18 protein-coding genes and 1 pseudogene are annotated in these 25655 nt (G+C 43.1%); 10 read left to right on the top strand and 9 right to left on the bottom strand.

Annotation, left to right across the window (positions count from 1 at the left end; all coding sequences use genetic code 11):
- Positions 1–37 precede the first annotated feature (37 nt).
- Positions 38–1366 (top strand): GTPase family protein, encoded by a 1329-nt coding sequence (locus HWQ23_RS25115; RefSeq protein ID WP_292834362.1) that lies wholly within the window; start codon positions 38–40, stop codon positions 1364–1366.
- A 136-nt stretch (positions 1367–1502) separates the two neighbouring features.
- Entirely contained in the window at positions 1503–2123 is a 621-nt protein-coding gene (locus HWQ23_RS25110) for a hypothetical protein (RefSeq protein ID WP_292834359.1), read from the top strand.
- A 174-nt stretch (positions 2124–2297) separates the two neighbouring features.
- Here HWQ23_RS25110 and HWQ23_RS25105 read toward each other — a convergent pair whose 3' ends face one another.
- Positions 2298–3239: an N-acetylmuramoyl-L-alanine amidase gene (locus HWQ23_RS25105; RefSeq protein ID WP_292834356.1), complete on the bottom strand. Its 942-nt coding sequence runs from the start codon at positions 3237–3239 to the stop codon at positions 2298–2300.
- Positions 3240–3756: 517 nt separating this feature from the next.
- Between HWQ23_RS25105 and bchH the strand changes: the two genes are divergently transcribed.
- From bchH to HWQ23_RS25090, 3 genes are all read left to right on the top strand, one after another.
- Positions 3757–7539: a magnesium chelatase subunit H gene (gene bchH, locus HWQ23_RS25100; RefSeq protein ID WP_292834353.1), complete on the top strand. Its 3783-nt coding sequence runs from the start codon at positions 3757–3759 to the stop codon at positions 7537–7539.
- A 52-nt stretch (positions 7540–7591) separates the two neighbouring features.
- Positions 7592–7813 (top strand): type II toxin-antitoxin system HicB family antitoxin, encoded by a 222-nt coding sequence (locus tag HWQ23_RS25095; RefSeq protein WP_292834350.1) that lies wholly within the window; start codon positions 7592–7594, stop codon positions 7811–7813.
- Positions 7814–8840: 1027 nt separating this feature from the next.
- Positions 8841–9281, top strand: coding sequence for a hypothetical protein (locus HWQ23_RS25090; protein ID WP_292834347.1), 441 nt, complete (start codon positions 8841–8843; stop codon positions 9279–9281).
- A 420-nt stretch (positions 9282–9701) separates the two neighbouring features.
- Here the strand turns inward: HWQ23_RS25090 and HWQ23_RS25085 are convergent, their stop codons facing one another.
- Positions 9702–11018, bottom strand: a complete 1317-nt coding sequence (locus HWQ23_RS25085) for an ABC transporter ATP-binding protein (RefSeq protein ID WP_292834344.1) — start codon at positions 11016–11018, stop codon at positions 9702–9704.
- Positions 11019–11287: 269 nt separating this feature from the next.
- Between HWQ23_RS25085 and HWQ23_RS25080 the strand changes: the two genes are divergently transcribed.
- Together HWQ23_RS25080 and HWQ23_RS25075 are read left to right on the top strand one after the other, a co-directional pair.
- The gene (locus HWQ23_RS25080) at positions 11288–12544 is read left to right on the top strand and encodes an FAD-dependent oxidoreductase (RefSeq protein WP_292834341.1); all 1257 of its coding nucleotides are present in this window, start codon (positions 11288–11290) and stop codon (positions 12542–12544) included.
- A gap of 295 nt (positions 12545–12839) precedes the next feature.
- A complete protein-coding gene (locus HWQ23_RS25075; protein WP_292834338.1) occupies positions 12840–13415 on the top strand; it encodes a single-stranded DNA-binding protein in 576 nt (191 codons plus the stop codon).
- Between the two features lie 267 nt (positions 13416–13682).
- Here HWQ23_RS25075 and HWQ23_RS25070 read toward each other — a convergent pair.
- A pseudogene (locus HWQ23_RS25070) lies at positions 13683–14101 on the bottom strand (PIN domain-containing protein).
- 190 nt (positions 14102–14291) lie between these two features.
- A complete protein-coding gene (locus HWQ23_RS25065; protein WP_292834336.1) occupies positions 14292–16079 on the bottom strand; it encodes a trypsin-like peptidase domain-containing protein in 1788 nt (595 codons plus the stop codon).
- Positions 16080–16157: 78 nt separating this feature from the next.
- On the opposite strand from HWQ23_RS25065, the gene HWQ23_RS25060 reads away from it, so the two are divergent.
- A complete protein-coding gene (locus tag HWQ23_RS25060) occupies positions 16158–18323 on the top strand; it encodes a pentapeptide repeat-containing protein (RefSeq protein ID WP_292834334.1) in 2166 nt (721 codons plus the stop codon).
- Between the two features lie 327 nt (positions 18324–18650).
- Positions 18651–20537, top strand: coding sequence for an ABC transporter ATP-binding protein (locus HWQ23_RS25055; protein ID WP_292834332.1), 1887 nt, complete (start codon positions 18651–18653; stop codon positions 20535–20537).
- A 64-nt stretch (positions 20538–20601) separates the two neighbouring features.
- Here HWQ23_RS25055 and ureG read toward each other — a convergent pair whose 3' ends face one another.
- From ureG to ureE, 3 genes are all read right to left on the bottom strand, one after another.
- Positions 20602–21198: an urease accessory protein UreG gene (gene ureG, locus HWQ23_RS25050; protein WP_292834329.1), complete on the bottom strand. Its 597-nt coding sequence runs from the start codon at positions 21196–21198 to the stop codon at positions 20602–20604.
- A 75-nt stretch (positions 21199–21273) separates the two neighbouring features.
- A complete protein-coding gene (locus HWQ23_RS25045; RefSeq protein WP_375466593.1) occupies positions 21274–21951 on the bottom strand; it encodes an urease accessory protein UreF in 678 nt (225 codons plus the stop codon).
- A complete protein-coding gene (gene ureE, locus HWQ23_RS25040; protein ID WP_292834322.1) occupies positions 21941–22387 on the bottom strand; it encodes an urease accessory protein UreE in 447 nt (148 codons plus the stop codon). Before ureE ends, HWQ23_RS25045 begins: the two co-directional genes overlap by 11 nt.
- Before the next feature lie 113 nt (positions 22388–22500).
- Here ureE and HWQ23_RS25035 point away from each other — a divergent pair, with 113 nt between their 5' ends.
- Complete coding sequence (locus HWQ23_RS25035) at positions 22501–23070, top strand: Uma2 family endonuclease (RefSeq protein WP_292834319.1); 570 nt, start codon at positions 22501–22503, stop codon at positions 23068–23070.
- Positions 23071–23323: 253 nt separating this feature from the next.
- Here HWQ23_RS25035 and HWQ23_RS25030 read toward each other — a convergent pair whose 3' ends face one another.
- Both HWQ23_RS25030 and HWQ23_RS25025 read right to left on the bottom strand, forming a co-directional pair.
- Entirely contained in the window at positions 23324–23644 is a 321-nt protein-coding gene (locus HWQ23_RS25030; protein ID WP_292834316.1) for a hypothetical protein, read from the bottom strand.
- A 194-nt stretch (positions 23645–23838) separates the two neighbouring features.
- Entirely contained in the window at positions 23839–25578 is a 1740-nt protein-coding gene (locus tag HWQ23_RS25025) for a PAS domain-containing sensor histidine kinase (RefSeq protein ID WP_292834313.1), read from the bottom strand.
- Positions 25579–25655 lie beyond the last annotated feature (77 nt).

Genomic DNA, 25655 nt, shown 5'->3' with positions numbered 1-25655 from the left:
GGATGTAGTTTGAATTCTATCTACCGGTTGGATGGAAATGACTGAGCAACGTGATTCTGACTCACCGTTAACTGATTCTCAACAATTGAGTGAACCGACTGATATAACCAAGTCGGTCAATAATTCCTGGACAAATCGCCTTGGTGGTGTCTGGAACAAAGCAACAACACGTCTAACGCAAGTCCTACCCGTAGAACAACTGGCACAGATGGTTGTTGAATGGTTTAGTGTGAGCGAGACTCAGGTTGCAGAGATTTTGGAGAAAATCCGAGCCGAACTGCCAACCACAGAAGCGCTGCTAATTGGTAAACCCCAAGCCGGAAAAAGTTCTATTGTGCGGGGATTGACGGGAGTTTCTGCCGAAATTGTCGGTCAGGGATTTCGTCCCCACACGCAACACACCCAGCGCTATGCCTATCCTTCTAATGACCTGCCGTTACTGATTTTTACTGATACGGTGGGATTAGGTGATGTTAAAAAAGATACTAATGCAATTATTCAGGAGTTAGTTGGCGATTTACAACAGGAAACTGATTCCGCGAGAATCCTGCTGCTGACGGTTAAAATCAATGACTTTGCAACTGACACGCTTCGACAAATTGCTCAACAGTTGCGCCAGCAATATCCAAACATTCCCTGTCTGCTGGTAGTTACCTGCTTGCACGAAGTTTATCCTCCCGATACCGTCGATCATCCCGCCTATCCGCCAGACTATCAGGAAGTCAACCGCGCATTTGCGGCAATGCAACAAGCTTTCGTCGGAATAACTAACCACTCTGTACTAATTGACTTTACCTTAGAAGAAGATGGCTACACTCCGGTATTTTATGGCTTAGAAGCACTGCGAGATTCCTTGGCAGAACTACTCCCACAAGCAGAAGCCCAGGCGATTTATCAGCTATTGGATCAACAAGAAGCTGGCAACCAAATTAGCAACCTTTACCGAGATGCTGCACGCCGTTATATTTTGCCATTTGCGATTATGTCTGCCACCCTGGCGGCTGTACCTTTGCCATTTGCCACAATGCCCGTACTAACTGCCTTGCAAGTATCAATGGTGGGTCTGTTGGGTAAATTATATGGGCAGACAATTACTCCATCTCAGGCGGGAGGCGTTGTGAGTGCGATCGCAGGTGGTTTTTTAGCACAGGCAATTGCACGAGAGTTAATTAAATTTATACCAGGTTTTGGCAGTGCGATCGCAGCCTCTTGGGCAGCCGCCTATACTTGGGCACTAGGGGAAGGAGCCTGCGTTTACTTTGGTGATTTAATGGGAGGTAAGAAACCCGATCCCCAGAAAATTCAGTTGGTGATGCAAGAAGCGTTTCAGGCGGCGCAAGAACGGTTTAAGGGAATCAAACATTAACCGATCAAGAAATTCCTTTCTCAAAGCAAACACTCACTGGATTTCCCACATAGCGTCCAAAGTTCAAATACCTTGATAACCCGCAGATTCATATAATCGAATCGCCGAGCAACACAAAATTATTCAGGAGATCAATATGGCTTTCAGTAGTTACAAAACCATCGCTGAAGTCATCAAAGAATTTCAGGTTATCTATACAGAAGCTAATTTCATCGGCGAAGCTGAGTTTAATGTCTCTGACTACTTTCGAGAAGATTTAGAATTTACGATGCGAGAAGGAGCCGTTGACTGTTCTGAGTTTGCTATATGTGAAAACTTGATATTCCCAGTATTAAAACAAGTTTGGAAATTATATAGTAGCAAGTTGATTTTGTGGAGTCATTATTCTCGAAATTATGACGAAAAGCTATCAGGATTTCCTGAATATATTTTGGCTAAACGTTCTCCTTTAGGCAAAGTTGTCTTTGACAAGCCATACTTTATTTTAGTAGAAGCAAAACAGGATAATTTTGAAACGGGTTGGGCACAGTGTTTAGCAGAAATGATTGCTGCTCAAAAACTGAAGGGCGAATTGTCAATAATGATCTTCGGTATTGTTTCTAATGGAGTCACATGGCAATTTGGCAAGTTAGAAGCAGAAGTTTTTACGAGAAACATCACATATTACAGCATTCAAGAGCTACATAAATTATTCCCTGCTGTAACTTATGTATTTAAACAGTGTGAATTGCAGCTAAATAATTTGGTAGCTGCTTAATACTCCAAATTATTATAGTGAAAAAAATAAATGTAGAGACGTAGCACTGCTACGTCTCTACAAAGGTTCTGGATAACGCATATTTAATTTCACGCCTATGTCTAATAGCTATAAGATGCAGAAATTTACATCTGCGATCGCTATAGTTATCCAGATGAGTAATCTGTCATCAGCCTAACCAATAAATTTCTGCCAGCTAGCAGGCCCGACAATGCCATCAGCACCTAAACCATTTTGCTTTTGAAAGTTCTTAATTGCAACCTCTGTTTGCGGCCCGTAGACGCCATCAGGCTCAATACCTACACGCTCTTGCAAGTATCTCACAACTGCACCACCAGCATGGTTTGGTCTGATAATTCGTTTTGCCAAAATTAGATTTATGGCATTCCATGTAGCATCATCAGCAATTCCAGTCGGCTGAACCCCGACAATAGTCTGAAATTTTTCTACGGCAGATTTGGTGTTACCCCCGGTGAAGCCATCTTCCACTAATGCCTTACCATTTTTATCGGTTATTTTGAGTCGATTTAAGGATTTTTGTAGTCTTTGAATAGTGGTATCTACATTCTCCTCTTCATCCGGTACGGGTTTAATAGGAACACTTGGCACTTTACCAGTTAAGCCTTTGACGATCGCATTAGCCATTGCTTCTGGATTATAAAGATTCATATCTTTTTGCGAATCGAGAAAACAACTTTCTACCAGAATCGCCGGCATATCTGTATTTTTCAGAACATACAAGTGGGAACCACTCTTAACGCCGCGATTAAAAAATCCTAATTTGACGATTTCATCTAGTACAGGTTTAGCGATTTTTCTTCCCGTATCGCTAGTCGCATATACTTCTGTGCCGTTAGCTTGTCCGTTAAAGCAGTTAAAATGAATCGAGACGTAAATATCTACTTTACTCCCATTAGCTGTAGAACACCTTTTTGAAAGTGATTCAGTTACTGTACGAGCACTACTTGGTCTACATACTACGACTTCGTTTCCCAAAGCTCTTAACTTGGCTATAACTCTATTACCTACATCTAGAGTTAAATTATCCTCAAATTTAATCCCGTTGGCTCCTGTATCTGGTGGACAATTGTGCCCGCTATCAATTCCAAATTTCATGATTTCATCCTTGGCTTACTTATTTTTAAACTAGTTCCAATCTATTTCAATTATAGAGACAAAGCTTTGTTAATAATTTTGTTTAAGTACTTGTAGGCAATGTCCGCATTATTTTAAGCATTACTACGCTGGTAAACAAAATAAGTTTTTGTGTGAACCTGATCAGCAAATTCTATTTGATAAAACCTCCTAATTCAAATCTATATTTCACCCAAACCACAACCATTATAATTTATCAAAATCGGGAATAATCGGTTAATTTTTGCAATAAATTGAAATGCAGCAATTGCCTCCATTATTCAAATAATAACGCTGACAAATGTACCTAGTACCGCAAGGCGGAAGTTTGCCTACCTTTAACAAGTTGCTCAAGCAATTGTCTGGTTAATTGAGATGGTAGCTGGATTTACGCCCTACCTCAAGCAATTACTGACCGGAATCTGTGGGTAGATATTTAACAATCAGCCTGTGAGCCAGTTTAAAATTTAAGTAAAGAAATATTTCGTAGCTTACAGGCATGAAACGCATCGTCTTGGTTGCTGGGTTTGAATCGTTCAACGCTGACTTGTATAGAAAAGCAGCTTTTTTGGCTAACTCTCGCTGTCCTGAGTTGGATATTCGGGTATTTAGCGATCGCGATATTACCACCAAACGCACCGAGGTAGAAGCAGCACTTCATGAGGCGGATGTATTCTTCGGTAGCCTACTATTTGATTATGACCAGGTTGTGTGGTTGCGCGATCGCATTGCCCAAATTCCCATTCGCCTAGTCTTTGAGTCAGCCTTGGAATTGATGAGTTTAACCAAGTTGGGTGACTTTGCCATTGGCGACAACCCCAAAGGAATGCCCAAACCAGTTAAATTCATCCTGGACAAATTTAGCAACGGACGAGAAGAAGACAAACTCGCTGGTTACATCAGCTTCTTAAAAATTGGCCCCAAGCTACTGAAATACGTGCCAGTGCAAAAAGTCCAAGACTTACGCAACTGGTTAATTATCTATGGTTACTGGAATGCTGGCGGCCAAGAAAACGTCGCTTCATTATTCTGGACACTAGCAGAAAAATATTTAAATTTAAAAGTCGGCGACATTCCCCCACTAATCGAAACCCCCAACATCGGATTACTCCACCCCGACTATCAAGGGTTTTTTGAATCGCCCCGTGAGTATCTGGAATGGTATAAAACCTATTGTAGAGACGCGATTCATCGCGTCTCCCCTAATCGCGACTCCCCAGTTGTTGGAATTCTCCTCTACCGAAAACACGTCATCACCAAACAACCCTACATTCCCCAACTAATTCGCAGTTTTGAATCAGCCGGGTTAACTCCTTTGCCGATTTTCATCAACGGCGTAGAAGGACATGTGGCGGTACGAGATTTGATGACAACCGACTATGAAATTCAGCAACGACAACTAGGTAATATAGAGACTCCCTCACTTTCTAGTGAAGCAGTAAAAGTGGATGCGATCGTTTCGACAATTGGCTTTCCTCTAGTGGGTGGCCCGGCTGGTTCAATGGAAGCTGGGCGTCAGGTGGAAGTTGCAAAGCGCATCCTCACTGCGAAAAATGTACCTTATATTGTTGCTGCACCATTATTAATTCAAGATATTTCCTCGTGGACGCGCCAAGGTGTCGGCGGCTTGCAAAGTGTGGTGTTGTACGCGTTACCAGAATTAGATGGTGCTATTGATACCGTTCCCCTTGGTGGTTTAGTGGGCGAAAATATTTATCTGGTTCCCGAACGGGTGCAGCGATTAATTGGGAGGGTGAAAACTTGGGTGGCTTTGCGGCAAAAACCTGCTTCGGAACGCAAGATTGCGATCATTTTATATGGGTTTCCTCCCGGTTATGGTGCTGTGGGCACAGCTGCATTATTAAATGTGCCGCGTAGTCTCCTGAAGTTTCTCCACGCACTCAAAGAACAAGGTTATACCGTGGGAGATTTACCAGAAGATGGGGAAGAATTGATTCGCTGGGTGAAAGAAGCAGATGAAGCTAATTCTCTTGTGGGGCAGTCGTCTCGCCTGCCCCTAGATAATGGCGGGCAAGATGCCCAACGCCACTTGCTTCAAGTCGGGGAACCCGCCCAACGCAGTGGCTCCCCCACAAGTACTGTAAATGTCCGTACTCTAGAAAAATGGCTGGGATATCTACAAACTTCCCGGATTGAAAAACAATGGAAATCTCTCACGGGAACTGGAATTAAAACCTATGGCGACGAATTCCAGATTGGCGGTGTGCAATTAGGGAATGTCTGGATAGGTGTACAACCACCTTTGGGTATACAAGGCGACCCGATGCGCTTAATGTTTGAACGGGATTTAACGCCCCATCCACAATATGCTGCTTATTATAAATGGCTGCAAAATGAGTTTGAAGCTGATGCTTTAGTTCATTTTGGAATGCATGGGACGGTGGAATGGTTGCCTGGTTCTCCGTTGGGTAATACGGGTTATTCTTGGTCGGATATTCTGTTAGGAAATTTGCCTAATCTATATATATATGCGGCGAATAATCCGTCTGAGTCGATGTTGGCGAAACGTCGCGGTTATGGTGTGTTGATTTCTCATAATGTACCGCCTTATGGGCGGGCAGGTTTGTATAAGGAATTGGTGGCGTTGCGTGATTTGATTTCGGAGTATCGGGAAGATCCACAAAAGAATTATGTTTTGAAGGAAGGGATTTGTAAAAAAATTGTGGACTCTGGGTTGGATGCAGATTGTCCGTTTGAGGATGCGAAGAGGTTGGGGATTGCGTTTACTCCTGAAAATGTGCGAATGTTTAGCGGTCATGCTTTTGATGATTATTTGGTGGAGTTGTATGGATATTTGCAGGTTTTAGAGAATCGGTTGTTTTCTTCGGGGTTGCATACTTTGGGGGAAGCACCGAATGAGGAGGAGTTGGCGGCGTATTTGGAGGCTTATTTTGGGGGGGAAGAAAACGAACCGCAGAGGCGCGGAGAACACAGAGAGGAGAGAGTAGAGGAGGAAAGGGTAATAAGGGATTTGTTGATGCAATCTACGGATGAGTTAACGAATTTGTTAAGGGGGTTGAATGGGGAATATATTCCGCCTGCGCCTGGGGGGGATTTGTTAAGGGATGGGGCTGGTGTTTTGCCGACTGGGAGAAATATTCATGCTTTAGATCCTTATCGGATGCCTTCACCTGCTGCTTATGAACGGGGACGAGAAATTGGTCAAAAAATTATCGCGCAGCATTTGGATGAACATGGGAAATATCCAGAAACGGTGGCGGTGATGTTATGGGGATTGGATGCGATTAAAACTAAGGGTGAATCTTTGGGGATTCTTTTGGAGTTGGTGGGGGCTGAACCTGTTAAGGAAGGAACTGGTAGAGTTGTTCGTTATGAGTTGAAGCCGTTGGCGGAGGTTGGACATCCCCGCATTGATGTGTTGGGTAATTTATCTGGGATTTTCCGGGATAGTTTTGTAAATATCATCGAATTATTAGATGATTTATTTCAACGGGCGGCTGATGCTGATGAACCGGATGATCAAAATTTTATTAGAAGACACGCTTTAGCTTTGAAAGCCCAAGGTGTGGAAAATGCATCGGCGAGATTGTTTTCTAATCCGGCGGGTGATTTTGGTTCTTTGGTGAATGATAGTGTAGTGGATGGTAACTGGGAATCTGGCGAGGAGTTAGGCAATACTTGGCAAAGTCGCAATGTATTCAGCTACGGGAGAGAAGATAAAGGTCAAGCTAGACCGGAAGTGTTAAATACGTTGTTAAAAACTAGCGATCGCATTGTTCAAGAAATCGATTCTGTAGAATATGGTTTAACTGATATTCAAGAATATTACGCCAATACTGGCGGTTTGAAAAGGGCAGCAGAAAAACAAGGCGGTAAGAAGGTTACAACCAGCTTTGTAGAAAGTTTCTCGAAGGATACTACACCCCGCAATTTAGATGATTTGCTGCGAATGGAGTATCGCACTAAGTTGCTAAATCCCAAATGGGCGCAAGCAATGGCGAATCAAGGTTCTGGTGGTGCTTTTGAAATTTCCCAACGGATGACGGCGTTGATTGGTTGGGGTGGTACTGCCGATTTTACCGATGATTGGGTTTACGATCAAGCCGCAGACACTTATGCGTTAGATGCAGAGATGGCGGATAAATTACGCAAAGCAAATCCTGAAGCTTTTCGCAATATTTTAGGCAGAATGTTAGAAGCGCATGGACGCGGTTTCTGGGAAGCTGATGGTGATAAGTTAGATAAATTGCGCCAGTTGTATGAGTTAACGGATGAAGAGTTGGAGGGTGTCACAGTTTAGAAAGTAGATGCGTTAAAACTTCAAATTAAGACACTAACGATTAATAAAAATTATGGAAAATTCTTTTACTGCTGTATACCAAAAGTTAGATGACTGGTATATCGGCTACGTTCAAGAGTTACCTGGTGCAAATGTCGAAGAGAGAACTCTGGAAGAAGCTAGAGAAAGCCTACGGGAAGCGATAGAGTTAATTTTAATATCAAATCGGGAACTCGCAGAGCAACAAATTTCCGGTAAAGATGTCGTCCGTGAACAGATTACTGTCAAATCATAGTGAAAAGACGTGAATTGATTCGCCATTTGGAAAAGAACGGCTGTTTGTTTCTTCGAGAGGGTGGAAGGCATACGATTTATTAGAGAACTCCAAATAAAAAATACTCAACTACTTCTTGTGGGGTGGGCGTCTCGCCCGCCCATAGCCAAGGGCGGACAAGATGTCCACCCCACAAGATTGGATAATTTATTTGTTGGAAGTCCCTTACAATCCATCAAACAACAGAACCTCGGCAGTTCCAAGACATACTGAGATTGTTGAGATTCTAGCTATCAAGATTTGCAAAGATTTGGAGATTTCCCCACCCTAGTGTTGTAAATGAAGCGTAAAGCCTTCTCTTGTCCTTCCGTTCGGGACGCTGCGCGAACAAAAACGCACTCGCGTTCGAGAGGCTTCTTTTTCAGAGACGCTAACGCGTAGCTTGCTTCTCCGTAGGAGTACGCCTTCGGCATAGCTTCTCTACGAGAGGCTGCGCCAACGCTTAAGGCGGTAACGTCTCGTAAGAGAAAAAGCGTAGCTTTGGGGTTCTTATTTTTGATTTATGCAAGAGGTATAATCTTCAGACAACAAGCAAAAGCGATGTCTACGATGGGCTACGCCTACGCTCTTACGCTTGAGGCTGTGAAAATTTAAACCTTTGCAGCTAATATTACTTCATATATAAGAAAGGCTTAAGTTTTTCTTGCAAATGTATAAGGCGTTGCTCCAAACGCTTAATACTTTGCAACAAATGTTCTTCCATGTATAAGAAAGGCTTAAGTCTTTCTTGCAAATATATAAGCAGTTGCCGCAATTGTTTAATGCTTTGCAACAAATGCTCTTCCATGTATAAGAAAGGCTTAAATCATTGCAGCAATTGTTGTAATGAACTTATGAATCTATTTATGACCGGGAATAAAATATAGTCTAAGTGAAATTAACTAAACTTTGAGAAATGTAATTGCAACCGATTTGCTAGATTTTCCCATGACAATCAGAAATTTTTTGGTATAAAACAGTACTAACAAACTAGTACCAAAGATGCATTATGGCACGTCGTAAAAGAAATTCCAGCATTTTAGAACGAGCCGATCGCCGGATTGAAAGTTTACAATCTATCAGCGTACAACTTGACTTTGGCCAAGGATTGACTATACAAGCTTACACCGTGACAATTAACAATCTCCGGTCTAAGCTTGCTGCCTATAACACTGCATTATCTACCATTGACAAACTCACAGATGAGGTGAATAACGCCGAAAAGGCTGTAATAACGATGTCAGAAAAAATGTTACTAGGAGTTGGCAGCCGTTACGGTAAAACCAGCCCAGAATACGAGATGGCGGGTGGTGCTAGACGAGGTAATACTAAGAAGAAGCAAAGCGTAGTAGGCAATTCCAAACTCACCAATTCTTTAGTAGCTGATTCTGTTAAGCTTTCTTCTACAAATGGATCTATGAATGGGGTGTCGGGTGCGATCATCAGTTGAGTAAAATCCAATAGGGTTTAGTGTCAACTTAAGTAAGTCGGTGAGAATAAATCAAACTAGATTAAGTAATGTAAAAAATCTTGAGATTAGTTCGTAGTGAGGACTTTAGTCCTCAAATGATGGCTGAAGCCCTCACTACAAACCTTGAATTATTCACACCGCTCTACTTAAGCTAAAACACTCAATTTACCGTGATTTGAGATCCCCCAACCCCCTTAAAAAGCGGGCACAAGTCAAATTACCCCCCTTAATCCCCCCGATATATTGGGGGGAAACAAGAAATCCAGTTCCCTCCCCTTGTAAGGGACTTTTAAATAAAAAAATACTCAACTACTTCTTGTGGGGTGGGCGACACGAGAGCCCTAAGCCACTCTCAAAAGAGCATGAAAATTTGGATTTCCCAATTAGGCGCGGATAGTATTAGGGAAATATCGCTAACTCGGTTTCCGGATCAAAAAAGTGAATTTTCTCTGGAGTTAGCGATAACCATAGTTCCTCACCAACTTGTACAAATCGGTCTGGTGGTATTCGCACTTGTAGGTAATTGGCTGTAGTGGCTCTTTGAGATCCCGGTTGGGCAATTTTAACAGCGAGAAAGGAATCGTTGCCAAGATTCTCTACCAAATCTACTTGCACTGGTAGATTTTTGGTCGCAGGCATACTCAAGTTAAAGTGTTCTGGGCGAATGCCTAAAATTAGAGTTTTTCGATCATATTTTTGTAGGGCTTTTCCCCAAACTTCGGGGAGGGTGAAACGAAACTGGGAATGGATAATCAACTGCGGGGCATGAAATTCTACAGGAATAAAATTCATCGGTGGTGAACCAATGAACTCTGCGACAAAAAGATTGGCAGGGCGGTTATAAAGTTCTAGGGGAGAAGCAACTTGCTGAATTTTACCCTCAGACATAATCGCAATGCGATCGCCCATTGTCATCGCTTCTGTTTGATCGTGGGTAACGTAAATTGTCGTTGTCCCCAATTGGCGCTGCAATTTGACAATTTGGGCGCGGGTTTCCGCTCGCAGTTTGGCATCTAAGTTAGAAAGCGGTTCATCCATTAAAAACACTTGGGGGTCACGCGCGATCGCTCTTCCCAATGCAACCCGTTGTCTTTGTCCCCCAGATAGCTGTTTAGGTAAGCGATTCAGCAATGTTTCGATTTGCAACAGTTGGGCAACACTACGTACCTGCTGATCCACCGCCCGTTCTTTGTCAGAAATATAGCGCAGTCCTTTAGGTAACTTTCTTGTCGCCCCCACGAAGAGATTTTCTGTCCAATTGGGGAGTGGGGAGTGGGGAGTGGGGAGTGGGGAATGCTGATTTTCCCTATTCTCTGATTGTCTGCGGCGTAACCCAAAGGCGATGTTGTCATACACCGTCATGTGGGGATAGAGGGCGTAATTTTGAAACACCATTGCGATGTCGCGTTCTTTGGGTGGTAGGTCATTGATCAAGCGATCGCCTATCCAGATATTACCGCCAGTCATCACTTCCAAACCGGCAATTAACCGCAGCAGGGTACTTTTACCACAACCAGAAGGGCCTACCAGCACCATAAATTCGCCATCTGCGATCGTCAGGTTAATCCGCCGCAAAACATTGACACTTCCCGCACGCTCTGGCGCTGCATCAGTTTTCTCGCCAGACTTGAGTGGGAGTTCGGTTTGTGAGGGAACACTTTCCCCTTTACGCGAGGAAAAACTTTTATAAACGTTTTCTAAAATAACTTGGGACACAACTATTAATTATTGTCATTGGGGATTGGGCATTGGGGAGCCAGGCGGTAAGAGCGGGTTTCCCACGCCAGCCCGCACAACGGGGGGAAAATACGCAAGCGGCTGGCTCGACTTGAGGCGACTGGCGTCATTGGATTTGGACTAATGACCAATGACAGTTTAGCGCCAATCATAATACACGTTCTCTGTAAATACGAAAAGTTAAAAAAACAGCTCGCATCATAAAAAGCAAACTATCCTGAAATTTAGGGCTATTAGGAGGTGTTGTTATGACTACCGATGTACCTAAAAATCTTTCCCAAGACCCAATTATTAACCCTGTTCATGACATTGTAGACGTACAAACCACAGATTGTTGCATTGTGGGTGGGGGGCCGGCAGGAGCAGTATTGGCGCTGTTATTAGCGCGTCAAGGCATTTCTGTGATGCTGCTGGAAGCGCACAAAGATTTTGATCGCGATTTTCGTGGAGATACGATTCATCCATCGGTGATGGAAATTATGGAGGAATTGGGACTTAGTGCAGCTTTGCTAGAACTCCCCCATACAAAGATGCGCCAAATTAGGTTTAAAACTCCTAAAGATACTGTCACATTGGCAGATTTTAGTCATCTGAAAACCCACTACCCCTACATTACGATGCTTCCCCAGGTAAAATTCCTGGAGTTCATCACCCAAGAAGCACAAAAATATCCTAGTTTCCATCTGGTGATGGGTGCGAATGTACAGGAATTAATTACGGAAAATGGGGTGATTCAAGGTGTTCGCTATCGAGGAGGCGGTGGCTGGCATGAAATCCGGGCAATAGTGACAGTGGGTGCAGATGGTCGCCACTCACGTTTACGCCATCTGGGTGAGTTTGAATCAATCGAAACCTCGCCGCCAATGGATGTCCTCTGGTTCCGCTTACCGCGTCAGCCAGAAGACCCTGAAGGGGGAATGGGGCGCTTTGGCAAAGGTAAAATCATTGCCATGCTTGACCGTGGTGATGAGTGGCAAGTTGCATATATCATCCCCAAGGGAGGCTATCAACAAGTGCGGGCTGAGGGTTTGGAGGAATTAAAAAAATCTTTTGTCGAAGTAGTGCCAGAATTCCAGCAACGCATCCAAAATTTAGATGATTGGTCACAAATAGCCTTTCTCTCAGTCGAGTCCAGCCGCGTCAAACGCTGGTATCGTCCAGGACTGTTACTCATTGGTGACGCAGCCCATATAATGTCCCCTGTTGGTGGAGTTGGCATTAATTACGCGATTCAAGATGCTGTCATCGCAGCGAATCTACTCAGCAAACCGCTCAAAAACGGACAAGTACAACTTAGCGACCTAGCAAAAGTACAGCGTCAACGCGAATTGCCCACACGCATCATTCAGGCGTTTCAAACTTTTATCCAAAAGCGGGTATTGGCCACGGTTCTCACCTCAAATCTCACCTTTGTACCACCTGCGTTTTTGCGCTTACCCATTTTGCGCGACCTTCCAGCCAGGTTGATCGCCTTGGGTGTTTTTCCAGTTCACATCAAGTCTTAATTTTTGCCAAGAATTTTTTCTATTTGATGAATCGGTGGTACAATTATACTATTCAATGCAGAATTTAATGCTCATTTAGTCAAGCGAGGGTGGCGAGCGGCATACTCAATGCTGTTCAAAGCGATCGCTTGGCTTTTATGCTAGAAATGACTAAAAACCTAGAGCGGATGTAGAAAATTTGTTCAAACATTATTAAAAAATGCAAAAGATTAAACCTATCTAGATATTAATTGGCACTACATAGAAAAACCTTCTCTTTTTGAATCAGTACTTTTTGCAGTCAGGAGTAATTTTAATGAACAGCTGCGTTTTGATGGCGGAAATTATTAACGAACCGCAACTCCGCTATACAGCCGATAATCTGGGAGTCACGGAAATGCTGGTGCAGTTTCCCAATTCCCAGAAACCAGAAGATCCGCCAGCCACCTTAAAAGTTGTCGGCTGGGGGAATTTAGCGACAGAAATTCAGCAAAACTACCACCAAGGCGATCGCGTCATCTTGGTAGGACGTTTAACTATGAATACTGTTGAGCGTCAAGAAGGTTTTAAAGAAAAACGCGCTGAATTGACGGTGCAACAAATTCAACCTGTTGGAGGTAGTTTTAATACTGATCCATTGCCCTCAGCAACCGTAACTCCATCATTCACTGAAACGTCTCCTCGACAACCATCTTCAGCATCCCGTCCTCCACAGAAAGACGTTCCCAGTTACGATTCACCACGTCCAGCACCTACCCCAGCGACAAATCCTGTTGGTGTTACTCCCCAAGCGACAACTTACGAACCCGTACCCCAAGCCACAAATTATGAGCGAACCACTTATCCAGCAGTGAAAGCGGAAGAACCAGATCCAGATGATATTCCGTTCTAAAGTTGGTAGTTGAGCGTGTATTCAATCGCAAAAAACATTACGATTAGACAATTTCTACAAGTAGCCATCCTTTAGGATGTGCTATTTTTTTGTCTGCGTTGACGCTTTACGTTTTTTCCTGAGACATCGCTTAGTTTAGCTATCGGAGTGAGTTAGGGATAGAGAAAGTTATACCAATTCTGTCTATCAAGAGAGGTGCTGAAAGATTTATTGATCAGGAAACGCCATAACAAAATTTTCACAAGTTATGTTTATCTTTATCTCGCTTTAGACAAATTCAGTCCTATTAACAAACCAATTTTCAACTCTTAAATTATTAAAAAACTCGAAATCAGAACATTATTAGTTACCAATATTAGATTATTACAGTAAGCAATACTCGCAATTTGACTATCTACAAAAGCAGGAGTTTTGCCAATCTTGGATAATCTAGCCCTTTCTTGGGCGTGCCATTGTGCCGCATTTAAATCGTAATCAAGGACTGGTAAATTTAATATCGATTCATGAATATAATTCCAAAGTGACTCTCGCCGCTTAGATTCTGGCAATCGCAAACAGCCATGTAAAAGTTCATGAACAACAACTTCTGATTTATGAATATCTAGCTTGTGCAAAACATTAGCATTAGGAATAGGACGTGCTGGCTCTGAGAGAATATTGGTATCAAGTAAGTATTTCAAGCTCATAAATCAATTTCTCTTCCCACACTGCGATCGCGTAAGTCAGCGAAATCATCATCAGTAAAGATAATCCCCTCGCTTTGGATTACGCTCATTCCAGGGCAATATCCACAATTATGTTGGTGTCAAGCAAGACTTTCACTGATTATGTTTATCCTTTAAATATTCCCATTTGGCTTGAAAGGAACTAATGCTATTAGTTTTCCAGCCGTTCTAAGGCAGCAAGGATACCTTTAGTAAAACTGTTAGCAAGCGCTGACGCAGCAGCAGGATCTTGCTGTATCTTTTCAATGTAGTTGCGATCGCTCCCATTAGCTAGATCACCTACAAAAATTACAACTGCTGGTAAATTCACATCTCGGCAAAACCTCAAGCCACGAGTAGACGTATAGGAATCAGGAAGGGCACTGATGGAGAACGATGGATTGTCTTCATGAAGAACAGTTTGCAAGGATTCTGCTAATTTCTTAGCACGGTCATTGCCAGCGTTGTAGTAGAGTTTGATGCTAAAATTTTTGGAGCTAGAAGTATCTGAACGATTGACCAGCAGTTCAATTGCTAGTTCACCCTGCTGTTCAGGATTGCGTTGCTGGTTAACATCCTTTATCGCCAGCTTGAGAGCTTCGGAGTACGATATCTCAGGATTTCCTAGTATGGAGACAAGGTGTACCCCTGGATCACGACGTTTCGTTTCCTCAAAAATTGACTGTCGCAGATGCTTCATCGCCTCCTGTTCTAGCTCTGCATCATCTCCTAAAAATGAACGTCTTCGTCCGGCTAGGATAAATACTTGAGGCTGTGTGCGTGGGGCAGTGCGATCAATGTACTTCTCCCAAAAATCTTGCAACTTTGGATCGCTAGAGGTTTGTTTCTTCAGGTCTGCTAAAATGCTATCGATCCGAATGCCTAGATAGCCTTTGATCTTCTTATCTTTGCTTTTTTCATCTAAGAGTGCCGCTTGATGAATACCAACTACCTGCCAATCTGTATTAAATAACGGACTACCAGAGGAGCCAGGCTCCGCATCAGTGTCATACTCAAGAAAATTCTCGTACACATTTACCAGGCGATTATTAAACACAACGACTTCTTTGGGTCGCCCCCCAGGATGCTCAATCATGTGGATTGGATCACCGTCAATAAATTTTTTGCTCTGGATGAGAGTTACAAAATCAGGTTCAATGGCTGCTTTGAGGTTGGAGTCAGTAGCTAACATATCTATGTTTATACGTGGAGCAACTTCTTCTTCTAAGATTTTTGCTAGATTAACTTTCCCAAATTTTACAATCGCCGACTTACCATCTACTGGCTTCAGTTTCAGCAACACGTAATCTAGGTCTGTGTTGGATGACTTGATCAAAAAATCATCAAACTTATACTTGTCTAATCGAGCTAATAGCTCTGGATTGCTTTCCTGACGATGGGGATCGGCTTCGTAGTTAAACACCGCACTAAATTCAGAGAGGAACTTTTTTTGCTCCTTACCATCGCAATTGGTTAGCAGATCCTCAACAACATGGCGATTCGTTAGCAGGTAGTCGCCGCCTACAAGAAATCCAGAGGCGTAAGGCAAATCCACCGTTGGAGCCTTAGTCTTAAATTTGTCTTGATCAGTGATCGGGTCAAAGCTGTACCATTTCAGTAGTATTGATCGCAGTATTGGGTCTTTGTCAGCTGCTTCGATCAATTTGTCTAAGTCTTTGGGTTCGCTAATTCGACGGACTAGACAACAGACACTTTTACCTGCCTCTAGCCCTGTCCTAAAAAAACTCAAAGGTAACAAATCGTTCTCATTTAAGACTGGGGTCAGAGGCGTACTGGTCTTCTGATATCGTCGGTGTAATCGCTTATTGATGAACTTTGCTAGGTCAGACCCTGACACGTGGGTTAACTCTATATTTTTTTCTTGAGCCTCGATACTTTCTAGCTCTTTGGAAATATTGCCGAGTTCAGGCGATATTCTATTCAGTAAAATCCTTGCCATAAAAAAATTTCAATGGTAATTTATGCTAATTATAGTACGTGTCATTACTTAATTAACAGTAGCTATTATTTTACTTGAATGAATCAGGCATCACTACCAACTAGCGTGCCTCGCTTGATTGATCTCCGAGGAAAGCGCATTTCTCAAGAGATGCTGAGTCAACTGGACTTCAGCCAATGTTTGCTGGGACTTTCGGCGATGAGTCGAATTGGGATATTTTCCTTAAGCTTACTACTGAGCCTCTTATGTGCCGTGGTAGCAGCCAACGCTGGAGCTAAGTTAGCGCTCGACCTGGTATTCGATTACCAGGGGTGGCGGTATCTGACGATCGCAATTGTGGCAATCATCCTAGCTACATTTGTTTACTGGGTGCGTACCCAATGGTTGCAGAGTATTTTAGTGGCATTGGTTGGGTGCTGGCTGGTTTTGCCAATTTTAGCGCTGGGGCTTCGACTGATGGGGCTAGAGAACTTTGTGGTCGTTAGCGCTTTATTCGGCACTTTATTGACAGCGACTTCTCTGTTGAGTGTAGTTGGTTTAAGCTTGGCGAGTTCACTGCTGGCTATGGGCTTTCAAAGACAATTCCGCTGGTTACATGGATTTTTGCTAGCTAGCTTCATGCTGTTTTGTGGTGCAGTCGGACTGGTGCGGGCTGCAAGCGGTGCTATGGACAATAAGTATTTGCAGGAAATACGGCCAACTCAAAAGATCATAGGTTTCATAACGGAGTTAGTGGGATGGTTAGGTAGTAGTGTTTTGGCTGTAGTGATCGCCTTAGTAATACTGCAATTTTTCCAAGACAACCCTCGTTTGCAGGGACAACCCGATGCAATTCTGGGACTGGGAAAGGCGATCGCTAACTTGGGAGGCACTTCTTTCCGTGAGCTAGACTTGAGCCACCTCAACTTTTCAAGAATATCCTTAGCAAACATTGACCTACGGGCCAAGAAACTCTACAGGACTCGTTTTACTGGTACAACTGATTGGGACGCCGCAACGGTGGATGATTCCTACTTAGATTTGCATCAGCCCAAAGTGCAAGCCTTACTAAAAGGAGAACCCAAAACCAAAAACTTTTTTCGCGCCAACCTGCGGGGAGCTTATCTGCAAGAGGCGGACTACTTGCAGGATTTCGACTTCACAGAGGCAATTTTGGATGGGGCAGACTTCCGGGGAGCTAACCTCCGTCATGCTAGGTTTGTGCGGACGCTGGTTACTGATGTAGACTTTTCCCAAGCAGATTTAACTGGTTGCTGTCTGAAAGATTGGAGCTTTAATCGCCAGACCTGTTTTCAGGGGATAATTTGTGACTATATCTACTGTGACTTTGAAGATGGTAAGGCTACCCAACGTTATCCTATAGAACGGAACTTTTTGCCAGGGGAGTTTGAGGCGATCGTTCGCAAAATAGAAACTTCCTATGAGCTGGTGTTTGAGCAGGAGATTGACCCCATATCCCTGAGTTTTGTGTTTGAGAAATTCCGCTTGGAGGATGAGAGTCTAGGGTTAGAGTTACAGGGTTTAGAGCAACGCGGCGATCTTTGGATTGTCAAAGTTGGTCATCGGGAAGGGGTTTCTCGTCAACAAGTGGTTGAGCGGGTAAATGAAACTTACGAAGACTTGCGTAAAGTGTATCAGTTAGCTTTCGACGCTAAGGATGGTGAGATTGCCAGGCTAAATAGTTACTTCCAGGTTTTAATGGATATGTCGCAAAAATTAGCTGAACGCACAGGTAGTTCTGCTGAAAGTGTGATTGTTCAGGGACAAGGCCATCGAATCTACCTTACAAATCAACTTGGAGAGATTATGGAACATCAGAACATTAATGCAGGTGGTAATGTGGATGCCTCCACAGGTGCAAAAATTACGGTGGGAGGCGACATTACAGGTTCAACCATTAATTTGGGTGAAATTAGCGGTAGCGTGTCTAACGTTCTCAATCAGTTGCCTAGTTCTCCAGATCCTACTCAACCTGGAATTAAAGAACTACTGATCCAACTTCAGCAAGCGGTTAATGAAGATACCGACTTAGCTCCCGAAGATAAAGCAGATTTATTAGAGCATGTCAAAGCTTTGGCTGAAGCAGAACAAACACCTGACCAGGAGAAAAAGAAAGGATTGGTGCGAAAGGCTAGAATAAACTTTGATGGAATATTGAAGAGTTTGCCAAGCACTGCGAATATTATTGAGGCGTGCAGTAAGCTATTGCCGCTGATTGTAAAAGCGTTGGGACTTCCTGCGTAGCGTTTTGCGTCATAACAATAAATCTAATCAGCAACGCCAGATTTTTGCAAAAATCAAATAGGAGTCTTATAGTGCGATGTCTACGATGGTAACAGAGCTTTGTCGAAGTGCGGGCTACGCCTATGCAACATTTTTGTAAAGATACCATGAGCCGATCGCAGTTTGCAGAGATCACAGGCAGTAATACATCGCAAATGCATGTATATTGTGGAAGTATGCGATGTCAGAAAAACTGCCAAAGAGTGTAAAAACCAAATTTACCGACACATACATCAAAACTATTGTTAAAATCAAATAATTTTAAGTTAGAATTTCTACCCAACTCCTATGAGAGAAACTGTCCTAGAGGTTCGCAATCTCCAAGTTGAATTTCCCGGTGATGGCAATACTGTCAGAGCTTTGGATGGTATTTCTTTTGCGCTGCATCGAGGTGAAACTCTAGGAATAGTAGGAGAATCGGGGAGTGGTAAATCAGTGACAGCCCTAGCTGTGATGGGTTTGTTACAAAGTCCCGGTATAGTTACTGGCGGTGAAATCTGGTTTCGTCCGCAGGAGAATGCCAACGCCATCGATTTGGTAAAATTGCCTCCTGAGCAAATGCAGTTACACCGGGGTGGCGACATTGCGATGATTTTTCAAGAACCGATGAGTTCGCTTAATCCGGTTTATAACATCGGGTTTCAGCTAACAGAAGCGATTATGCGGCATCAAAATGTCTCAGCAACCCAAGCAAAACAAATTGCGATCGCAGGTCTGCAAGAGGTAAAACTTCTACCTAGCGATCAGGAGATAGAGCAGCAGTATATCGAAAGTTGGCATCAAACCAACAGCAATTCATTGAAACCAGAACGATCAAAGTTGGCACAGATGGTTAAAGAACACAAAGAAGCCATGCTGGAACGCTACCCTCATCAACTTTCTGGGGGTCAGTTGCAACGGGTGATGATTGCAATGGCAATTTCTTGCAACCCATTAATCTTAATTGCCGATGAACCAACCACAGCTTTAGATGTGACGGTGCAAGCGACTATTTTGGACTTGTTGCGAGAATTGCAGCAAAGCCGTGATATGGCAATGATTTTCATCACGCACGACTTGGGGCTAATTTCAGAAATTGCTGACGAAGTAGCGGTGATGTATAAAGGTAAAGTTGTCGAATCTGGTACTTCTGGGCAAATTTTCAGCAGTCCCCAGCATCCATATACTAAAGGTTTGATCGCCTGTCGCCCCTCACTTGACCGTCGCCCCCAAAAATTACTCACCGTTTCTGACTACATGAGTGCAGAAGAGACAGCAACGGGAGAAGTAGTAATTCAGGCGAAAGAACCCGCACAACCTACAGAAGTCACCACCGAAGAGATTGCTGCAAGATTGGCAAACTTCAATCAATTGGAACCCCTGCTGCAAATCCGCAACCTGAAAGTTGGTTTTCCAGTGCGCGGGGTGTTTGGTGGTACAAAACGCTACAATATGGCAGTTAATGGCGTTTCCTTTGATGTCAAACCAGGAGAAACACTAGGTTTGGTGGGAGAATCTGGTTGCGGTAAAACCACCCTTGGCAGAACCTTGCTGCGATTAATTGAACCGATGAGTGGTCAGATTATCTTTGAGAAACAAGATATTACTAGCCTCAAAGGAGAACCATTGCAAAAACTGCGGCGGGAAATGCAAATAGTCTTCCAAAACCCTTTCAGTTCCCTAGATCCCCGGATGAAGGTTGGGGATGCGGTGATGGAACCATTGTTAATTCACTCCGTTGGTAAGACCAAGCAACAACGACGCCAACGGGTAGTCGAACTCTTAGAACGGGTGGGGTTGAGTGCAGATGCAATTAGCCGCTATCCCCATCAGTTTTCTGGTGGTCAACGTCAACGGATTTGTATAGCCCGTTCTTTGGCGTTAAATCCTAAGTTTATCATCTGCGATGAATCAGTTTCAGCGCTGGATGTTTCAGTACAGGCGCAGGTATTAAATCTTCTCAAAGAGTTACAGTCAGATTTTCAGCTTACCTATATTTTTATTTCTCACGATTTGAGTGTAGTGAAATTTATGAGCGATCGCATTTTAGTCATGAATCGCGGTCAAATTGTTGAAGAAGGGACAGCCGAAAGCATTTACCTGGAACCCAAAGAGGAATATACGCAAAAATTAATTGCTGCGATTCCTACTGGTAGTGCTGAACGTGTGCGAAGTCGGCATCTGAAGGCTTTATAGAAAGGGCGGTTAGAAACCGCGTCTACACAGACAAAACCCACCTCCGTGGGTTATAAAATTCTTTTTAACAAATATTTGTGCAAACAAAGTTAATTACATCTGCAAGTCCAGACTGAGTTTTCAAATTAGTAAAAATAAAAGGTTTATCGCCGCGCATTTTTTTAGCATCTCGTTCCATCACACTTAAATCTGCACCAACGTATGGTGCTAAGTCAGTTTTGTTAATCACCAACAAATCAGATTTAGTAATACCAGGGCCACCTTTGCGGGGAATTTTATCACCAGCCGCAACATCGATAACGTAAATCGTTAAATCTACCAATTCGGGACTAAAAGTAGCAGCTAAATTATCGCCGCCACTTTCCAAAAATACCAAATCCAAATCGATAAAACGTTCCTCTAACTGTTCAATTGCCGCCAAATTCATTGAAGCATCTTCGCGGATGGCAGTATGAGGACAACCACCAGTCTCTACACCCAAAATGCGATCGCTTGCCAACGCCTGAGAACGCACTAAAAACTGAGCATCCTCCTGAGTATAAATATCATTCGTCACCACCGCAATCTGATACTGCTCACGCAATCCCTTGCACAAACCATCAACTAAAGCCGTCTTCCCCGAACCCACTGGCCCAGCTACCCCCACTCTAAATGCATTCATAACTCCTAACTCCTTGTACGCGATTAATCGCGTCTCTCCTAACTCCTTGTACAGACGCGATTAATCGCGTCTCTCCTAACTCCTAAATAACCTTGTATACTGCGTTTCATGCTGCATACTCGCCAGCGACAAACCCCAACTACAACAGGCGAGTTGATCATCCTCCAAGGCTAGAATTTCTAAGGCCGCAACGCTAAATAATGGTTGTAAATTTAGTAATAACTGCTGTCCTGTTGTTTGTCCAAGAGGAATAAGTTTCACACCGGCAGTAATCAAATTACTTGCCCAACTATGCAGATATCCGAGTAATCCGGCTTGGATACTGATTTGCCAATGGGCAACGGCAATACCAAAAGCGATCGCATAATTGCAAGGATTACCCACAGCATTGGCAATAGGTACAAGCTGCGGTTCTAGTTTACCAAGTAATTGGATCAGCGATCGCCCCATTTGCCAACTAGAAGCGCGTAACTCTTCTGTTTCTCTAGCAGCCGATAACCAGAGATTCCAACGGCATAGCGACTCTACATCACCCATTTTTGTAGCTTGCTGCGATCGTACCATCACCGCCGCCTCTAACCGAATTGCCCCGTAGAGCAACTCTGCTTTTAACCAATGTTTGAGATGTATCTGGTTAGCGATCGTACCATTTTCCACCAGCATTTCCAAACCTTCAGAATAACTATATGCTCCCACAGGCAAAGTAGGGCTAGCCAGCTGCAAAATACTCAAAAGATGGTTGTCAGTGAGCATGATACTGTTGTCCATAAGCTCCCAATTCTGGTTGAAACGGTAAAATTTCCTCTTTAACTTCTAACCCCAATTGTTCCAACATTGTGCGTAAAACCGAATCTGAAGACAAGCGTAAATAAGTCGGAGTAATTTCTACAGGTACATGGCGATTTCCCAGATGGTATGCTGCACGTAATAATAAAAGTGGTGTTTGGGCAAAGGCAGTCAGCACTAATTCTGGTTTGGCAGTAATTCTGATTAAACTGCTATAGGTTTGTTCTTGCAGAATATCGCCATCGTGTAAGACAGTTCCTCTGGGTAAATGTAAAAACACAACCTTACCATCTTCTACTTCAAAGCGATGACGACTGCGGGTGCGTTCTTCTGCTGTCAGCGCCAGAGTAAAAGTAACGGCGGCATCGCTATTAGGTGGTTTAAGTTGGGTAAATGTCAGCATACATTTCGCCTGATCTTCCGCTTTTGATTATGGTTCTAATTTAAATAGCATAGCTGCCTTGCCCGAAGCAAAGATAAAATTAAACAAAGGCAACGAACCAAACGGGGACAATCATGAACCAAGCCATTGAGGGAGTACGCTGGACAATTCACGATTTAGAAGTTCTACCCGAAAATGAGTGGACGCGCTATGAAATTATTAATGGAGAACTCTTTGTGACTCGCACTCCTCACCGCCGTCATCAACAAGTTTGTGGCAAAATATTCCGACAACTCGATGTTTGGTCAGATTCGAGTGGTTTAGGGGAAACAATTGTGAGTCCCGGAGTGATTTTTTCGCAATTAGATAGCGTGATACCGGATGTAGTTTGGGTAAGTCGAGAACGACTGGCGCAAATTGAAGATGAAGCGGGACATTTGATCGGCGCACCAGAGTTAGTTATAGAGGTTTTATCCCCTGGTAAACAAAATGAATTTCGAGACAAAGAAGCAAAGCTGAAACTTTATTCAGAGCGAGGTGTGCGTGAGTATTGGATTGTCGATCGCTTCAGTCAAAAAGTCAAAGTTTATCGGCGAGAAAAAGCACAATTGGTTTTAGTTGCTACTTTGTTAGGCGATGATGAAATAACATCGCCACTTTTACCCGGATTTTGTTGTTCTATTCGTTTGTTTTTTCCTGAATAATAGCAAATTCGAGAAGGTTTATGGAAACCTAACCACTAGATATAGATGCAAATATTGATTCCAAAATTTATGATGTGGTTAGCATAACTATTTATGCGGACATGATATTACTCATAATTTGGACAAAAAACGCCTAATTTTTTTAGCAGCCCCTTGAATAACATTATTTAAGCATTAATTTGAACAGATTTATGCAAACAAAAAAAGAGAGTATTGCTACTCTCCTAACGTAATATGAGGGAAAATTTTCAGCTTAGTGATTAAAACGGGCTTGACGTTCACGCAATTCACGAGCTTGACGTTCACGCAATTGACGAGCGCGTTGTTCACGAGCTTGACGTTCACGCAATTCACGAGTGCGTTGTTCACGAGCTTGACGTTCACGCAATTGGCGAGCGCGTTGTTCATAGACTTGACGTTCGCGTTGAACTTTATTGTTATTAAAACCTACAGTATCACGATTAAAACGATCATGCTCAGATCTAAATTCAGCAGCATTAGCATTTTGAGAAAGAGCAGCAATTGAAGCAGCTGCTAATAAGCCTCCAAGAAGAATAGATTTAAAGCGGTTCATATATCCTTTAATCTCCGTTGCATTGCTTGATTTGTATATTCTCAATTTAATCAGAATAATCAGGCATACACCTGTGCCAAAAGTCACCTTTAAATGGTTACTTTTGTCACTAATACTAGGATTTATATTTGATTTTTGAAATTGGATAAAGACCGAAAGCTTCCCTGGTATAGGTTATACCCCAGTATGCCTATTCAGCTAATAGGTAATGTAAACCAAAAAGTTGCCCCTGCATCCAATGCACTATTTACACCAATTTCGCCACCGTGAGCATGGATGATTTGCTTACACAAATACAAACCCAATCCCAAGCTTACAGAATTGCGGATACTTGCACCCCGAAAGTAAAGGTCAAAAAGCCGATCGCTTTGTTGTTGACTAATTCCCACGCCGTTGTCACTAACAGTACAATAAATTTTGTCATCCTTACGGGTAGCGTTGATTGTCAAGACCAATCCAGGGGGATTGTGTTTCAGAGCATTAACAATTAAGTTAGAAAAAACCCGCCATAGTTGCGTAGGATCAGCGTTCACTAATGGCAAATCTGCGGATACGAGATTTGTCAAGGTTGTTTGATTTTGTGTCAGCAATGGCTCTAAATCGGCGATCGCAGCTTCGACAACTGTCAGTAATTGTACGGCTTGACGTTGCAATACAACACCTTGCACCTCGCTGATATGAGCTTCCATCAAGGAATTGATTAAATTAAGTTGGCGATCGCTACTTTGAATCATCCGCTCTAAAATTGAGCGTGAAAGCGAAATATTTTCCTCTGGACGTGCAAGCAAATTTTTCAGCACCATTAAAGTACCTAGCACTGGGTTGCGTAAGTCATGGGAAACTGCATGGAAAAATACTCGTAGTTCTTCTTCAGTTTGTTTGCGCTGGGTAATATCTTCAATCAAACCTTCGTAGTAAAGCAGGTTTCCTTGTTCGTCACGGACTGCGTAGGCTTTTTCCGAAATCCAGACAATACTTCCGTCTCGGCGATAAATTTGGGACTCGAACTCGGAAATGCTGCCATACTTTTCCATCAGACGCACAAATTCTGCGCGGCGGTTTGGCTGAACGTACAATTGTTTAATATCAGTTAAATTTGTTGTCACCTCCTCCGCTAAGGAGTAGCCATAAATGCGTGCTAAAGCCGGATTTGCTGTAATGTAACGTCCATCGGGACTACTTTGAAAGATACCTTCAACGGCGTTTTCAAAAATCGTGCGATATTTAGCTTCTGCAACCTTGAGCTTTTGGTAGGCAGATTCCAGTTCTTGACGAGCGTAAAATTCAGAGCGTTGCAGGCGATCGTACAGATAAACACCGATATCACATATAGCACAAAACCAAAAAATGTATAAAATGAACGTTACATTATATATTTCTGGATGGTCGGGGATTGGTGTTTTTAGCCCAAGTGCCGTATTCACACCAAAATAGTAAATCAGCACACTCACTTGAGTCAGCAAGTGAAAAATCCAGCAGACAGGCATCAACACAGCTTGGCTCAAGAACAACAGCGACCAGCCGATGGTATCGGGTAGCGCAAAACCTGTGATGGTTGCAAACAACTGTGATGCTAGACTAATCGACCAAGAAGACCCTAAAAATAATAAATCTGGATGATAACGACCTAACTTAGTTTTATGTAAGGCAAGGCAGATTAGTATACTCAGCAACATTGCAATATTAATTACAAGGCGTTGAGTTCTAAGTACTTCTGGCAGTTGATGCAACTCTGCAAAAGGAAAAAACAAGCCGTAAATGTCTCGCAAAGTAAAAGACAACAGACAAATTAACGCCAGCCATAACCATAAACGCAATCTCTGCCACAAAAAACGGTTACGCCAATCTCTGTAAAGAGTAGTGGTTTCATCTGTTGTTGGTGCAGAAAAGCTTTGTTTGCACCACCTTTGCACTGTTGTAAATGGAGTAGCCATTAGCATCCGAGCAACTTTGCCCATACCTTGAGGGTGTTCCCTTACTCAACATTGCCATAAATAACACCCTCTCATTT

Origin of the sequence: Nostoc sp. JL33, from assembly GCF_017114985.1 — a bacterium.
GTDB lineage: Bacteria > Cyanobacteriota > Cyanobacteriia > Cyanobacteriales > Nostocaceae > Nostoc.
This window is presented reverse-complemented; position numbering and strand designations above follow the sequence as displayed.